Below are 13,944 nucleotides of genomic sequence, written 5' to 3' on the forward strand. Positions count from 1 at the left end.
ATCGATGCGCCTCCCGTCGCGGAACAATAGCAGGCAAGGACGGGAAGGCGCCGATGCCGTCATCAGCATGAATTCACAGTGCTCGGAGCAGGTTTTACGGCCGGTATCAGAATGATTTTACCTGGGAAAATCCTGCTCCTGACTGCGAAGATGCTTTCAATGCCCCATCGATGCCTTCTTGCCGAGCGTTACATTGCGTAGCGTAAGGGCCAAGGGGATAGCCGCCAGGGAAATCAGCGTCAGAACCCAGAAGGCGTCGACATAGGACAGAAGCGAGGCCTGACTCTGCACTTGCTGGTTGATCCAGGCGAGCGCCTGCTGTTGGGCCGCCACCAGCGAACTACCCTGACCAACGAAGTAGTTCGTCACCTGGTTCAGCGTATCCTGATAGGCTCCATTCGAAGGAATGGCATGCTCCACCAATCGGCTCTGATGAAACTGCTCCCGATGGGTGATGATGTTTGAGATCAGCGACACACCGATCGAACCACCGGTATTGCGCGCCGCATTCAGCAAGGCCGATGCCTGGTCGGTTTTGCTGGAGGGGATGCCGTCATAAGAGGCGGAGGTGATCGGCAGGAAGATGAAGGGCAGGCCAATCCCCTGCAACATGCGAGCTTCGGCAAGATACCAGAAGCCGATACCGCTATAGACGCTGGTCACCCGATACATCGAGAAGGCGACAAAACCGGCTCCGATCGCAATCAGATATTTCGGCTGTACTTTCGATGAAAGAATGCCGACGACAAACATCATGACCAAGGTCACGACACCGCCCGGCGATAGCATCATGCCGGCCCATGTTGCCGTGTAGCCAAGATTTTGCTGAACCAACTGCGGCAGATACTGGGTTGTCGCCAGCAGCAGCGCGCCCGTCGCCATCATGACTATGAAGCAGGTTCCGAATTGCCGGCTGACCAGCATCCGGATATCGACGGCAGGATTCTTGTGTTTCAGCTCCCACGGGATCATCAGCACAAAGGCCAAGGCGCTGATTGAAGCCGCCATGATGATGAAGCTCGAGCCAAACCAGTCATCCTCAAGACCACGATCCAGCGTCAGTTCCAGCGCGCCGAGGAAGGTCGCCACCAAGCCGAAGCCGATCCAGTCGAAACTAATCTTTTCCTTACGCAACCGGGCACGCTCCTGGGCGCTGCCTTCGGGCTCCTTGATCAGCATGGCGACGGCGGCAAGCGTCAGAATGCCGACAGGACCATTGATCAGGAAACACCAATGCCAGGAGAAATTATCGGAGAGCCAGCCACCCAACGTCGGTCCGACGACGGGAGCAACCACAACCGCGACCCCGAACAGGGCAAAGCCCTGCCCGCGCTTTTCCGGCGGAAAGCTGTCGGCCAGGATGGACTGCGCGACCGGCACCATGCCGCCGCCGCCGATGCCTTGCAATATCCGGGCGAGCAGCAGGAATTGCAGGTTCGGCGCAAAGCCGCACATGACCGAACTGATGGTAAACAATGCCAGGCAGGCAAGGAAAAAGGTCTTGCGCCCAAAAATGCGCACAAGATAGCTCGTCGCCGTCACGATCACCGCATTGGAGACGAGATAGGTGGTCACCACCCAGGAGGCTTCGTCCTGGCTGACGCCAAGACCGCCGGAAATGTAATTCAGGGCAACGTTTGCGATCGTCGTATCGAGCACTTCCATGAAACTGGCGAGTGCCACGACAATGGCGATGATCCAAGGGGTTGCCGAGGGTTTGGCAACAGCGCTCGTGCTCACAGCAGGTCCCTCAGGCTTTCCAATACGGAAGGACTTGCATCGGTACGCACGCTGGGCACGACCGACATGCCCGGGCCTAACGCAACGTCACTCGGCACGTCATCAAGCTCGATTTTCACCGGTACGCGCTGAACGATCTTGACGTAGTTGCCGGTGGCGTTTTCGGCCGGAAGCAGGGAGAATGCCGTTCCCGATCCCGGCTGCACGCTTGCGACATGGCCATAGATCGTGCGTCCGCCATAGGCATCGATCGTCAGAGACACCGGCTGCCCAGGACGCATGTGATCGAGCTGTGTTTCCTTGAAGTTGGCCGTCACCCAGAGCTTGTCCGGCACGAACATGGCAAGGTTCGTTCCTGCCTGGACATATTGGCCATCGCCGGCCGAAAGTTGCACCACCCGACCAGGCTGAGCCGCCGAAATTGTCGTGTAGGAGAGATTGAGCTTGGCCTGATCCAGCAGCGCTTCATCCTGCTTCACCGTTGCCTCGGCGCTGGCGATCTGCGGGCCATAGGCATCGAGCTGGCGCTGCGCTGCGGTCAGCGATGCCTGGTCGGTGTTGAGCGCTGCCTCCTGCTGATGCAGTTGCGACGTATATTGCTGCGCTTCCTGAAGCGTGCCGGAGCCGCTCTTCATCATTGTCTGGTAGCGACTATCCTGTTGCTGGGCAAAGACGAGATTGGCCTTGGCCTGCTCAATCTGGGCCTTGGCCTGTTCGACGTTCGCCTGCTGCACCTGCTTCTGGGCCTGAGTATTTTGGAGATTGGCCTGTGCAGCGGCGACCTGCGCCTGCGCCTGCTCCAGGGAGGTACGGTAGTCCCGGTCGTCGATCCTAGCGATCACATCGCCTGCTGCCACATGCTGGTTATCGGTCACGGCGACCGAAGAAATATATCCGGACACCCTTGAGGTCACGGCATATTGACGGGCAGCGATAAAGGCGTCGTCCGTGTTTTCGTAATGCGCGCCGTTATCCCAGTATATATAGCCCGCAACCACCGCCACGGCCAGCGCGCTTCCGCCGATCAGAAGCATCCTCAGGCGGCGAGAGGGTTTGTCCGTGGCTTCTTCCGTCTCGGAAGCCTGCCCTGCGCGCCCGGCATCGTCACCGACGTGAGCCTGATCGCCGGTAAGTGGCGCCTCCGCTCGCTCCTGCCGAGCCGCGATGTCGTCTTGCTCAGTATTTGCCGCCGCACCGCCGGTCTTCGGCTCCAATACGATCAGCTTTCCAAAAGTCTCATCCTGATGCGCGCTCATGTTGAACCTCGTTCGTCGCGACACAACAAAAGAAACGAAACGTTTCATTTAATTATTGACGTAGATCCGATCGGAATGCTAGTCAAGAGCCTCGGAGGCAGTGACCCGCATTCATGCCAATCAAAAATCGGTGAGGCCCGCTTTGGCGAGAGAAACGACCAAATCCAAGATCATGAAGCTGGAGCTAGGCACGCCTCGGCGTGGTCGCCCGCCGCTGGAAAAGGCGGGTGAAGTCGAAGACCGGATCCTGCAGGCGGCACTCCAGGTCTTCATCGCTCGTGGTTACGAAGGCGCCAGCATTGACGAGATCGCCGAAGTTGCCAGAGCCGGGAAGCCGAGCATCTATAACCGCTTCATCAGCAAGGAGACCCTGTTCAGGGAGGTGGTTTCGCGTTGGGTGCAGAAGTCCAGCGAGATGACGGCGTCCACGACGTCAGGCAGTATTCTGGAACGTTTTCAGACCGCAGGCATCCTGATCGTGCAGCGCGCCATCAAGGACGAGACCATCGGGCTCATGCGTAGCGTGATGAGCGAAGCGACGCGCCATCCGGAGCTGGCAACCACCATTCACTACGCCATGCGCGCGCATGGAACGGCAACGGTGATGAAGCTCGTCGCCGAACTGGCGGAAGCCGAAGAGATCAGATCTCTCCCGGCTTTTGCACCGGATAATCTTGCGGAAACGACTCGCCGCTTCATCGATCTGGTCTTGCTGCCGATGATGATGTCCTCGCTTTTCCACGCAGATCTGACGCCGATCAAGACGCAGATGGAGGAGCATGCCCGCGACGCGGCATCCTTTTTTCTGTCCGGCTGCGGCTACAAACCCCTTGGCGCCTAGGGTTTTAGGGCCTGCAGTCTCTACGGGACAGCAGCGAGCGAAGTGCAAATACGCCTGCGAAAGCCATCACGACAGATAATCTCGGCGAACTGTCTTACAGGCCTTGATCATCGATACACATACATCTAATAAGGCGCCACGATCTTTGGAGTTTAGAATGCAAGTTCTGGTACGTGACAACAATGTTGAGCAAGCACTCCGCTTCTTGAAGAAGAAGCTGCAGCGCGAAGGCGTTTTCCGCGAAGCACGGCTTCGGGAGCGTTTTGAGAAGCCTTCCGAAAAGCGCGCCCGTGAAAAGGCCGAGGGTATCCGGCGTGTCCGCAAGCTCGCTCGCAAGAAGCTTGAGCGGGAAAGCGGCATTTCGGCTCCCAAGAAGGCAAGAACTTCGGGCCGCTAACGGCGATCGGGCGACGGATTTCGTATCCCACGGATATGACTTCCTCACGCCCGAGATAGCCTTTGCCTGCAGGACAGGCAACTAGTCTCCATTGTTAAATGGGGAATCGTCTTTTTGCGCCTTGATAAGGGTGGCTGTGTTTGATTTCGAGCCGCTCGACCTCTCGCGAAGCGGCTGGAAGGGTGTGTCGTGATTACGATCACTAGGCCCCGGACACGATAGAGAAGATTCGCCGTGCGCAACAGCTCGGCTCTCCGCTGAAAGCAATCAGCTAGCTCTTGAAGAGCCTATCGCAAGACACCGCACCTCCAAAGAAACGACGATCGAATTTCTTCAGGACCACCTCGCCGTGATCCGCTAAAAATTGACTCGCTTGCGCGAGGTCGCGGATTACGTCTCCAGCAAATTGGAGCGCTTTCGGCGCGAAATTGCGTCCGCTGATGTGGTAAGAGAACCCCTCAACTGAATTGCCCAAGTAAATTGCGAAGGTGCCGAATCATCTCGGCGCTCCCGCCATCGCAGGTCTTCTGTCAGCGATCGGCCTTGCGTGCCGGCCAGTAATACAGGGCAGTTGCGCCAAGAAGCCCGGAGCTTTTCCTGGAAGCCGCAACTTCCCTATCCCGGAACCAGAAGGAAAGCGACACGACCGGTGTTCCAGGCTTGAGCATGCGATCGAGCAAGCCTGCCAGCTTCGGCATCGGCTTGATCATCAGGTAGCATGTCACCGCATGCGCGTCCGAGAGATCGAAGTTGTAGAAACTGCCCCTGTGCAGCAACACATTGGGCAAGTTCCGGGTGCGGAACCGCGAAATCCAATAGGGAAGCGGCGATATCTCTATGCCCCGGATATGAGCATTCGGAAAAGCTCGTGCCAGCGCGATGACCAGCGAGCCCCAGCCGGAGCCAAGCTCATAAACGATCGACTGTTCCGGCAAATCAGCCTGCTTCAACAAGGCGACAACGTCCGCAGTCTCGGTGGCATTCGACGATAGTGGCGGAACCCCAGTAAAAGCGTGAAATATCAATACCGATAAACAAAGCGCCAAAACGATCAGCAGGGAAATCGCGGAAAGAAGATCGTGTCCGGTCATGGGCAATTCGATATTTGTTATCATCTCGTCGCGGGCAGCTTAATCTGTGGGAAGAGACCCCAGTCAAGCTGATTTGCCAGATACCGTTCCACCAACTCCTGGGAATCGCCGGCATGGGAAAGCCGTCTTAAGGGTCTCGATAAGATTTTTTCTCATTCGATGGAATAAGCCGCCACCTCCGCTGTCTACTCCAATGCAACAACAAGGAAAGACAGATGACGATAAGGTTCCCCCGAAAACCCGTAGCCATCCTTGCCGCTGTCATCCTGGCAACAGCAGGAGCCTGCACGGCCTTGGCCCAGGATCCCTCCCCGATACAGACGGACAGCCCTGAAGCCGCCTATCTCGCTGAAAACAATGCCGCGATGGACAAGATGATGGCGGATATGGAGGTCAAACCCAGCGGCGACGTCGACCGCGATTTCGTCGCGATGATGACCCCTCATCATCAGGGCGCGATCGATATGGCCGTGGCCGTGCTCAAATACGGCAAGAACGAGCAGTTGAAGCGCATCGCACAGGAAATCATCGTCGACCAACAGCAGGAGATCGCAGCGATGAAGCTTGCAATCGGCGACGCCCTTCCGCCCTCCGCTCCAGCCCCGACACAGGTCTCCCCGAAAACCGCCCCCGCCGGATCCATGGATCCGAACATGAAGATGTGATGAAAGGCTTGCCCAATGATACGTAGATCCTTCGCAGCGCTGCTGCTTGCAGGCACCATCCTTTCCCCATTGGCCGCCTTTGCAGGCCAGGCACCGGCCTCCTCTTCCGATCCTGATATTGCGATCAGCAGCAAGGACCGCGTGTATGCGGCCGAGCAGTTTTCGAACACGGTTTCCGTGAGCGATCCCTCCACGAACAAGCTGCTGGGCGTCATCAAGCTCGGCGACCCACAGCCCGGCAATTTCAGCCCGCTATATAAAGGCCAGGTGCTAGTCCACGGCATGGGGTTCTCGCCCGACCACAAGACGCTGGCCGTCGTGTCCATCGGGTCAAACTCCGTGACCTTCATCGACACGGCCACCAATACGGTCAAGCACACGACTTATGTTGGGCGATCGCCGCATGAAGCTTTCTTCACGCCTGATGGCAAGGAGGTTTGGATCACGGTTCGCGGTGAGGACTATATCTCGGTCATCGACGCTGCGACCTTCCAGGAAAAGATGCAGATCAAGGTGCCGGCAGGTCCGGGAATGCAGATCTTCTCTCCCGATGGCAAGTACGGCTATATCTGCTCGTCATTCAATCCTGAGACTGTTGTGGTTTCCATCGCCGATCATCAGATCGTTGGTCATGTGAAGCAGGAAAGCCCCTTCTGCCCGAACATCGCAGCCTCACCCGACGGCAAGCAGGTCTGGTTCACCTTGAAGGACGTCGGCAAGACCCAGGTCTTCAACGCACAGGCGCCCTTCGATCTGATCAAGACCATCGACACCGGCCCGATCACAAACCACGTCAATCTCGTTACCAACAAGAACGGCAGCTTCGCCTATGTGACGGTTGGCGGCTTGAACGAGGTCAAGGTCTTCCGCACCGACACCTTCGAGCAGGTCGCAACAATACCGGTCGGCAATCTTCCACATGGCATCTGGCCATCGGGTGACGGCACCCGCGTTTATGTCGGCCTGGAAAACGCCGATGCATTTGCGGTCATCGACACGCTCGCCAACAAGCTGATCGCCAATATTCCGATCGGCCAGGCACCGCAAGCCGTTGCCTATGTTCCGAACGCGGTTCTGGAAGGGGATGGAACACAGAACCTCGTGCCGCTCGGCAAGGCCGGCGAAGCGGCGCATCTGACGCTCGCCCCGAAAGGCTCGAAAGACAAGGCTCCGACGAGTGTGTCCCTGTTCGACCAGGGCCTGACTCAGGTGCTGCAGGCCTCGGTTACGGGACTTGAACCGAAGAAGCCCTATGTCCTTGCTCTGTCCGACAAGGCGGATGGCAGCGGAGCACTGGAGGGGCTCGCAAACTTCGTGACCAATCCAGCGGGGTCGGCAATCGTCAATGCCGTCGGGCCGATCCGGCAGATTGTAGCGGCCAAGCACAAGGACGAGCGGCGATATCTGGTCGTCGCCGCCTCGGTCGATGGCAAGCCGGAGCGGGTGCTGCAGGTGCAGGCTGATTGATGCCGAAATGGACCTGCGTCGCGTGACGCAGGTCCAATGGAGATCGTTGACATGGACGATATGCTTGCACAGGTCGAACCGATGATACCGGCGCTGAGACGCTATGCGCGCGGTCTCGTCCGCGATGTCGAGACCGCTGACGATATTGTTCAGGACTGCCTGGAGAAGATCGTCGCAAACTGGCACCGGCGCCGCAACGAGGATCCTCGCTCCTGGATGTTTGCGATCCTCCACAATCTGGCAGTCAACAAGATACGTCAGATGCAGAGACGTGGAAAAAATGTTCCCATCCAGGACGTGCCGGCAACGAACGACACCGGTGCACCGACGCAAGAGCAGACAGTATTCAGCCATGACGTGATTGCCGCCATAGAACGGCTACCCCATGATCAGCGCAGCATCCTGCTGTTGATTTCGGTCGAGGATCTGACCTACGCAGAGGCTGCGGAGGTTCTCGGCGTTCCAATTGGCACAGTGATGTCGCGGCTGTCACGGGCACGCGAACAGCTCCGGATACTTCTTGAGAGGCCACCCTCCAACACCTTGTCTGGAGTGACGCATATACGGAGGGTGAAATGACCAAGAGACCGATCACTGAGGACGATCTTCAGGCCTTCGTCGACAGCGCGCTCGATACGGAGCGGCGGCAGGAGGTCGCCGAATATCTGCTGACGAATGAAGATGCTGCAGCCCGCGTTTCCGCCTATGAGAGGCACGCTTCCGCATTAAGAGCGGCCATGGATCCTGTTGCCCACGAACTTGTCCCGAGCAGGTTGAACCTTTCCAACATCGTCGCTGGACGTAAAAGGTCATTCTCCCGGCAATATCTGCAGATGGCTGCGGCAGCGGTCGTGCTAGTTGCCGTGGGCGCCGCCGGCGGTTGGACGATGAAAGGCTATTCTCTGCCTCCGACTGAAGGCGTTGCGGCGCTCGCACAGGAGGCCTCGGCGAGCTACAGGGTGTTCGCCCCCGACAAGCTCCACCCCGTAGAAGTCCAAGCCGACGGTACTGGCTCCATGGCGCAGCTCGTGTCTGCGACACTTGGACCAAGCGCCATCGTTCCGGATCTCAGCAAGGCGGGATACCGCCTGATGGGCGCGCGCGTGGTGCCAACGACACATGGTCCGGGCGTGCTGTTCATGTACGACGACGACAAGGGCATGCGCCTGGTCATGCTGTCGCGCCGCATGCTGATCGACCAAAACAAGCCGATGGCCGAATATTCCGAAGGATCGATTGGAGGATGGAGCTGGGCTGACAATGGCATGGGGTTCAGTCTTGTCGGATCCGCTCCCGTGGATACTCTCCATCCGATCGCGGACGAAATAAGATCGCAGACGACCTCTTCGCTATAGGCTTGATTGGGTCTCCTCGGAACTCCTCGACGCTTGGATATTCACCCACGACAAATTTGGTGTCTGCTGGCGAGGCAGACCCATAGAACAGCCCATCTTGCCTATTTTTATGCGAAGTCGGCGGGTGCCATTATTCAACACAGGTTGAGCAATTTCGCTCTCTCCTGTATCCAAAAGAGGTTTCTGGGAGGAGAAATATGAAAAGAGCCATCTCGATATTGGTATGCACCCTATTGGCATCGTGCCACGGACTGAAACCCGCTCCAGAGGCGCCGCCTTCATCCGTGCGTCCACTGACCCAAGAGGAAACCAACGCTGTCCAAAACGGCTTTCAAAAGTCTCTCTCGCTGAAGCAAGTGGCAGTTAACGGCGGCAAAGCTCGATCGGCGGCTGGCGGAGCGACATATGCCTGCGGCACGGCGAACCTCGGCAAGGACAATCCGAATGCCCTTTACATCGGAACGCTCGTCCAAAGTCAGTTTGGCGGCCAGAGCATCACCATCTTCAACCTGATGGCCTATGGGCAGACAGATCCACTGGCGGCGGATGTGCGTGATCGCTGTAAAGCCAACGGCATTGATATTTGAGCCAGGCAGCGTCGAGAGCATAAGCTCGCTGCGCGTCGACCCCTCCTGAATGAGTTTGGTTCGGGGCGTCACTGACGTTCTTGGCCACACGGAGCTGGAGCCAGCCACCTTGACGCGCGGTCGATGCAAACACGGCGGGCCGCATTGAGATCTCGCATCCGGCCAAAGCCCTCACAAGCGATTGTGACAACAAGCGGCGTGTCCAGACGGCAGCGATAACGCATTGTTGAAGTTACCGGGCGGCGATACCGGCGTAGCATTCCTGAAAGCGGTTCTGTTGATGCATCGATCTCACTGTCAGGCAGGGATGGAGACATGCTCACTCTTAATATCAATGGGCAATTGCGCGAGGTGGATGTTCCGGAGGACATGCCGCTTCTGTGGGCGTTGCGAGACCATCTCAATCTGGTCGGCACCAAATATGGCTGCGGCATCGCCCAATGCGGCGTCTGCACCGTGCATGTGGCTGGCAAGCCGGTGCGCTCCTGCCAGCTGGCGGTTGGCGATGTCGGCACCCGCGCTGTCGTCACCATAGAAGGAATTGGCAAAACGCCCAATGGCGCCAAGGTCCAGCAAGCCTGGATGGAGGCAGCCGTTCCCCAATGCGGCTACTGTCAGGCCGGTCAGATCATGTCGGCCACCGCGCTGCTGGACAGCAATCCTCAACCCGACGATTCCGATATCGACGCGGCCATGGCGGGCAATCTCTGTCGATGCGGAACCTATATTCGTATCCGCCGTGCGATCAAGAACGCCGCCGCCAAACCGGCCTGACCATGAAAAAGATCATCGGCATCGTCGTCGCAGTTCTTGTTATCATCACGCTTGGTTTTGCGGGATGGCTGTTTCTTGGCCGTGACCCGACTTCCTTTGCCGGCGGCTCAACCGTAGCCCTTGAAGACTACCAGGGTGCCAATGTGACCGGCGTACCGGCGCAGCTTGCCAGTGCTGACGTGGTGAAGCGCGGCGAATATCTCATCCATGCCGCAGACTGTCAGGCCTGCCATACCGCCCCCGGCGGCACGCCCTTCGCAGGCGGTTTCGCCTTCAATATGCCATTCGGCACCATCTATTCCACCAACATCACGCCGGACAAGGAAACCGGTATCGGCGCTTACACCGATGCGCAATTCCTGGCAGCTGTGCACAAAGGCATTCGCGCCGATGGCGAGAAGCTTTATCCCGCCATGCCTTATACCTCCTACACCTACATGACGGATGCTGACGTGCTGGCCATCAAGGCCTACCTCTTTACGCTGGCGCCGGCACATGCACCGGCCAGGCAAAACCAGCTCTCATGGCCATTCGACCAGCGCAGCCTATTGGCGCTCTGGAACGTCATGTTCAATACCGATGAACGCTTTCGTCCCAATACCGGCCGGAGCCAACAATGGAACCGGGGCGCTTATCTCGCCGAGGCGATGGGCCATTGCGGCGAATGCCATACGCCGCGCAACCCAGCCTTTGCACTGGACAATCACGAGAAATTCGCCGGCGCCGTCACAGCTGGTTGGCGCGCCTACAACATTACCGGCGACAAGGATTCCGGCATCGGTGACTGGAGCGATGAGGATGTCTATCTTTATTTGTCGACCGGACATGCCAATGGGCATGGCGGCGCAGCTGGCCCGATGGGTGAAGCCACCGATGACAGTCTCAGCTATCTGGTGCCGGACGACGTGCATGCCCTGGTGACATACCTGCGCAGTATTCCCGCCCATGCCACCGATCTTCCGCGCACCGTCACCACGGCTGCGCCGGCATCGCACAAGGAAGGTGTACCAGCGGATATCAATTCGCGTGGCGAGAAGATCTTCGCCAGTGCCTGCGCCAGCTGCCATGACTGGACTGGCGTGAGCCCGGTCACCGGCTATGCCACGCTCACCGGCGTGCGCGCGGTGAACGATCCGAGCGCCACCAATGTGGCGCAGACTGTTATCAATGGCGTTGACCGCACCACCGCCGAGGGCAGGATCTTCATGCCGGCTTTTGGCGAGGGCTATTCGGACGACGATATAGCGGCAGTGGCCAACTACGTCACAGCCCGGTTCGGCGCCAAGGGTGCGCATTTGACCGGCGAAGACGTGGAGAAACTGCGAAAGCAGGCGACCCAGCAATCCAATTCCCCGGAGGCACACAATGGCTGAAACCAAGCCCAATTTTGCCGAGTCCGATGCCTATCTCTCGACGCTGATACGCGAGGTCCGTTCTGCACCGGCAAACAGTAGCTTTCTCACGATGGGACGGCGCACCTTCTTCAAGCTGGCCGGCGGAGGCGCCGCGGGACTGATGCTGGGATTCTATCTCGGAGACGCGGCCTTCGCAGCCGAAATGGCTGACAGCAAAGATCCGGGGCTGAACGCATTCATCCGCATCGCTCCAGACAATATGATTACCATCTACTCCAAATGTCCGGAGATCGGTCAGGGAATAAAGACCTCATTCGGCGTGATCATCGCGACGAACTCGATGCCGACTGGAACCATGTCGTGATGGAGCAGGCCGACATCAATCCCAAGGTCTATGGCAGCCAGGGCGCCGGAGGTTCGACCTCGATTCCACGCGCCTGGGACCAGCTACGCCAGGCAGGTGCCGGCGCCAAGGCGATGCTGATTGCCGCAGCAGCCGAGCAGTGGGGGGCGGATCCATCGCAGATCACCGCTCAGGATTCGCTCTTGACCCATGCTGCGAGCGGCAAATCCGCAACCTATGGATCACTTGCGGTGGCGGCAGCAAGAATGCCAGTGCCTGACCCACGGAGCCTGAAGCTGAAGACCCGTGCCGAATATCGCCTGATCGGCAAACGCTATCACGGCGTCGACGATCCCAAGGTCGTCAGCGGCCAGCCACTGTTCGGCATCGACGTCCAACGTCCCGGCATGGTCTATGCCAGCTACACCAAATGCCCGGCAGCAGGCGGCAAAGTCCGGTCCTTCAATGTAGAAGAGATCAAGGCCCAGCGCGGCGTGCTCGACGCCTTCGCGCTGGATGGGACCGGCATGTTCGTTGAGGTCATGCCGGGGATTGCCATCATCGCCAAGGACACCTGGAGCGCCTTCCAGGCGAAGGACAAGCTCAAGGTGGATTGGGATCTGAGCGAGGCATCGACGGATTCCAGCTCGAAATTCTCCGCCGAGGCCAAGAAGCTGGCAACCAGTTTCCCGAAAAAACCCGACGATAATGTCGGCGACGTGGACAAGTCCTTCGCCAGTAACGCGAAAACCGTGGAGGCCTATTACGAATATCCCTTCGCCGCTCATGTGCCGCTGGAACCGATGAACACCACGGCACATTGGCATGACGGGGTGATGGAAATGTGGGTGCCCACCCAGCAGCCCGATCGCGGCCTGCCGCTGGTGGCGAAGGCGGCCGGCATACCGCAGGAAAAGATCGTGATGCACCAGACCCGCGTCGGCGGCGGTTTCGGGCGTCGCCTGGTCAATGACTATACATGCGAGGCCGCTGCCATCGCGAAAAGGGTCAACGCCCCGGTCAAGCTGCAGTGGACGCGGGAGGATGATTTCAGCCACGACTTTTACCGTCCCGCCGGCTACCACCAGTTCAAGGGCGCGATCGACGGCGATGGCAGGCTCGACGCCTGGCAGGAGCATTTCATCACCTTCACCGCCGACGGCAAGAAAGAAGCCTCGGGCGCCAACCTCACCGACAATCTGAGATATTCCATTAAGGCACCCAACCTGCGTCGCGGCAAGACGATGCTGCCGCTGAGGATTCCCACTGGCGCCTGGCGCGCGCCTGGTGATAACGCCCAGGTTTTCGCCGCACAGAGCTTCATGCATGAACTATCGCTCGCTTCGGGCCGCGACCACGTCGCCTTCATTCTCGATGCGGTGAACAGGGACGTGCCTGAGTTGACGCCCAAGGACCCGAGTGTCAACTTCAGCCCCAGGCGGGCGAGCGACGTGATCAGGATGTGCGCCGAGAAGGCCGGCTGGGGCAAGGAACTGCCCAAAGGCAGCGGACTGGGCCTCGCCTGGTGCTATTCCCACGCCGGCCACGTTGCGCAGGCGGTTGAGCTGAGCGTCGATGCCAGGAAGCAGATCAAGATCGATCGCATCGTCGTTGTGCTCGATGTCGGACCCATCATTGACATGGCCGGCTCGGAAGCCCAGGCACAGGGAGCCTCCACTGACGCTCTCTCCACGGCCATGGGCCTCAAGATCACCATCGAAAACGGCCGGATCCGGGAGCAGAACTACAATGCCTATCCGATCCTGCGCCTGCCCTTCGCGCCGATGACGATCGATGCCTATTTCATCCAGTCGGACAATCCGCCCACAGGCATGGGCGAACCCGCCTTCCCGGCCCTGGCGCCCGCATTGGGCAACGCCATATTTGCCGCAACGGGAGAACGGGTACGCCGCCTGCCACTACGCGATCTGGGTTACTCGCTGGCAATTTGACAGATCGCACGTGTTCAAATCGCAGAATCTTAGGCACGCTCATCCTGGTTTTGCCGTCCTGATTTTGGCCAGGCGGCAACCCGCCACATTCGTCATATCTCTAATAGATCGACAGATTGCT

At 58.7% G+C, this 13,944-nt stretch carries 14 protein-coding genes; 11 read left to right on the forward strand and 3 right to left on the reverse strand.

What is annotated here, in order from left to right:
* Positions 1-156 precede the first annotated feature (156 nt).
* Positions 157-1,740 carry a DHA2 family efflux MFS transporter permease subunit gene (locus tag BSK43_RS31010; RefSeq protein WP_246662738.1) on the reverse strand — a complete coding sequence of 528 codons (1,584 nt, stop codon included), beginning with the start codon at positions 1,738-1,740 and terminating at the stop codon, positions 157-159.
* Positions 1,737-2,996: an HlyD family secretion protein gene (locus tag BSK43_RS31015; RefSeq protein ID WP_077467342.1), complete on the reverse strand. Its 1,260-nt coding sequence runs from the start codon at positions 2,994-2,996 to the stop codon at positions 1,737-1,739. Before BSK43_RS31015 ends, BSK43_RS31010 begins: the two co-directional genes overlap by 4 nt.
* A 142-nt stretch (positions 2,997-3,138) precedes the next feature.
* On the opposite strand from BSK43_RS31015, the gene BSK43_RS31020 reads away from it, so the two are divergent.
* Both BSK43_RS31020 and rpsU read left to right on the forward strand, forming a co-directional pair.
* Positions 3,139-3,837 carry a TetR/AcrR family transcriptional regulator gene (locus BSK43_RS31020; RefSeq protein WP_169055485.1) on the forward strand — a complete coding sequence of 233 codons (699 nt, stop codon included), beginning with the start codon at positions 3,139-3,141 and terminating at the stop codon, positions 3,835-3,837.
* A 157-nt stretch (positions 3,838-3,994) separates the two neighbouring features.
* The gene (gene rpsU, locus BSK43_RS31025) at positions 3,995-4,234 is read left to right on the forward strand and encodes a 30S ribosomal protein S21 (RefSeq protein WP_077467344.1); all 240 of its coding nucleotides are present in this window, start codon (positions 3,995-3,997) and stop codon (positions 4,232-4,234) included.
* Between the two features lie 530 nt (positions 4,235-4,764).
* On the opposite strand, the gene BSK43_RS31030 is transcribed toward rpsU, so the two are convergent.
* Positions 4,765-5,325 (reverse strand): class I SAM-dependent methyltransferase, encoded by a 561-nt coding sequence (locus tag BSK43_RS31030; RefSeq protein ID WP_136687377.1) that lies wholly within the window; start codon positions 5,323-5,325, stop codon positions 4,765-4,767.
* A gap of 215 nt (positions 5,326-5,540) precedes the next feature.
* Here BSK43_RS31030 and BSK43_RS31035 point away from each other — a divergent pair, with 215 nt between their 5' ends.
* The 9 genes from BSK43_RS31035 to BSK43_RS31075 all read left to right on the forward strand — a co-directional run bounded on the left by BSK43_RS31035 (position 5,541) and on the right by BSK43_RS31075 (position 13,823).
* The gene (locus BSK43_RS31035; protein WP_077467347.1) at positions 5,541-5,990 is read left to right on the forward strand and encodes a DUF305 domain-containing protein; all 450 of its coding nucleotides are present in this window, start codon (positions 5,541-5,543) and stop codon (positions 5,988-5,990) included.
* Positions 5,991-6,005: 15 nt separating this feature from the next.
* Entirely contained in the window at positions 6,006-7,457 is a 1,452-nt protein-coding gene (locus tag BSK43_RS31040; protein WP_077467348.1) for a YncE family protein, read from the forward strand.
* A gap of 51 nt (positions 7,458-7,508) precedes the next feature.
* Positions 7,509-8,036 (forward strand): RNA polymerase sigma factor, encoded by a 528-nt coding sequence (locus tag BSK43_RS31045; RefSeq protein ID WP_077467349.1) that lies wholly within the window; start codon positions 7,509-7,511, stop codon positions 8,034-8,036.
* Entirely contained in the window at positions 8,033-8,812 is a 780-nt protein-coding gene (locus BSK43_RS31050; protein ID WP_077467350.1) for an anti-sigma factor, read from the forward strand. The genes BSK43_RS31045 and BSK43_RS31050 overlap by 4 nt, the downstream gene beginning before the upstream one ends.
* Before the next feature lie 197 nt (positions 8,813-9,009).
* Positions 9,010-9,399 carry a hypothetical protein gene (locus BSK43_RS31055; RefSeq protein ID WP_136687379.1) on the forward strand — a complete coding sequence of 130 codons (390 nt, stop codon included), beginning with the start codon at positions 9,010-9,012 and terminating at the stop codon, positions 9,397-9,399.
* A 315-nt stretch (positions 9,400-9,714) separates the two neighbouring features.
* Positions 9,715-10,173 carry a (2Fe-2S)-binding protein gene (locus tag BSK43_RS31060; protein WP_077467352.1) on the forward strand — a complete coding sequence of 153 codons (459 nt, stop codon included), beginning with the start codon at positions 9,715-9,717 and terminating at the stop codon, positions 10,171-10,173.
* Between the two features lie 2 nt (positions 10,174-10,175).
* Complete coding sequence (locus tag BSK43_RS31065) at positions 10,176-11,546, forward strand: c-type cytochrome (RefSeq protein WP_077467353.1); 1,371 nt, start codon at positions 10,176-10,178, stop codon at positions 11,544-11,546.
* Entirely contained in the window at positions 11,539-11,892 is a 354-nt protein-coding gene (locus BSK43_RS31070) for a hypothetical protein (RefSeq protein ID WP_077467354.1), read from the forward strand. The genes BSK43_RS31065 and BSK43_RS31070 overlap by 8 nt, the downstream gene beginning before the upstream one ends.
* Entirely contained in the window at positions 11,892-13,823 is a 1,932-nt protein-coding gene (locus tag BSK43_RS31075; RefSeq protein ID WP_246662798.1) for a molybdopterin cofactor-binding domain-containing protein, read from the forward strand. Before BSK43_RS31070 ends, BSK43_RS31075 begins: the two co-directional genes overlap by 1 nt.
* The last annotated feature ends 121 nt before the right edge of the window (positions 13,824-13,944 follow it).

Origin of the sequence: Rhizobium sp. P44RR-XXIV (genome assembly GCF_001999485.2) — a bacterium.
Lineage (GTDB): Bacteria > Pseudomonadota > Alphaproteobacteria > Rhizobiales > Rhizobiaceae > Rhizobium.

Coding starts and splice junctions, on each gene's coding strand:
- BSK43_RS31075 (WP_246662798.1), top strand. CDS start 11,892: ATGGAGCAGGCCGACATCAATCCCAAGGTCTATGGCAGCCAGGGCGCC.
- BSK43_RS31035 (WP_077467347.1), top strand. CDS start 5,541: ATGACGATAAGGTTCCCCCGAAAACCCGTAGCCATCCTTGCCGCTGTC.
- BSK43_RS31055 (WP_136687379.1), top strand. CDS start 9,010: ATGAAAAGAGCCATCTCGATATTGGTATGCACCCTATTGGCATCGTGC.
- BSK43_RS31015 (WP_077467342.1), bottom strand. CDS start 2,996: ATGAGCGCGCATCAGGATGAGACTTTTGGAAAGCTGATCGTATTGGAG.
- BSK43_RS31045 (WP_077467349.1), top strand. CDS start 7,509: ATGGACGATATGCTTGCACAGGTCGAACCGATGATACCGGCGCTGAGA.
- BSK43_RS31060 (WP_077467352.1), top strand. CDS start 9,715: ATGCTCACTCTTAATATCAATGGGCAATTGCGCGAGGTGGATGTTCCG.
- BSK43_RS31065 (WP_077467353.1), top strand. CDS start 10,176: ATGAAAAAGATCATCGGCATCGTCGTCGCAGTTCTTGTTATCATCACG.
- BSK43_RS31040 (WP_077467348.1), top strand. CDS start 6,006: ATGATACGTAGATCCTTCGCAGCGCTGCTGCTTGCAGGCACCATCCTT.
- BSK43_RS31030 (WP_136687377.1), bottom strand. CDS start 5,325: ATGACCGGACACGATCTTCTTTCCGCGATTTCCCTGCTGATCGTTTTG.
- BSK43_RS31050 (WP_077467350.1), top strand. CDS start 8,033: ATGACCAAGAGACCGATCACTGAGGACGATCTTCAGGCCTTCGTCGAC.
- rpsU (WP_077467344.1), top strand. CDS start 3,995: ATGCAAGTTCTGGTACGTGACAACAATGTTGAGCAAGCACTCCGCTTC.
- BSK43_RS31070 (WP_077467354.1), top strand. CDS start 11,539: ATGGCTGAAACCAAGCCCAATTTTGCCGAGTCCGATGCCTATCTCTCG.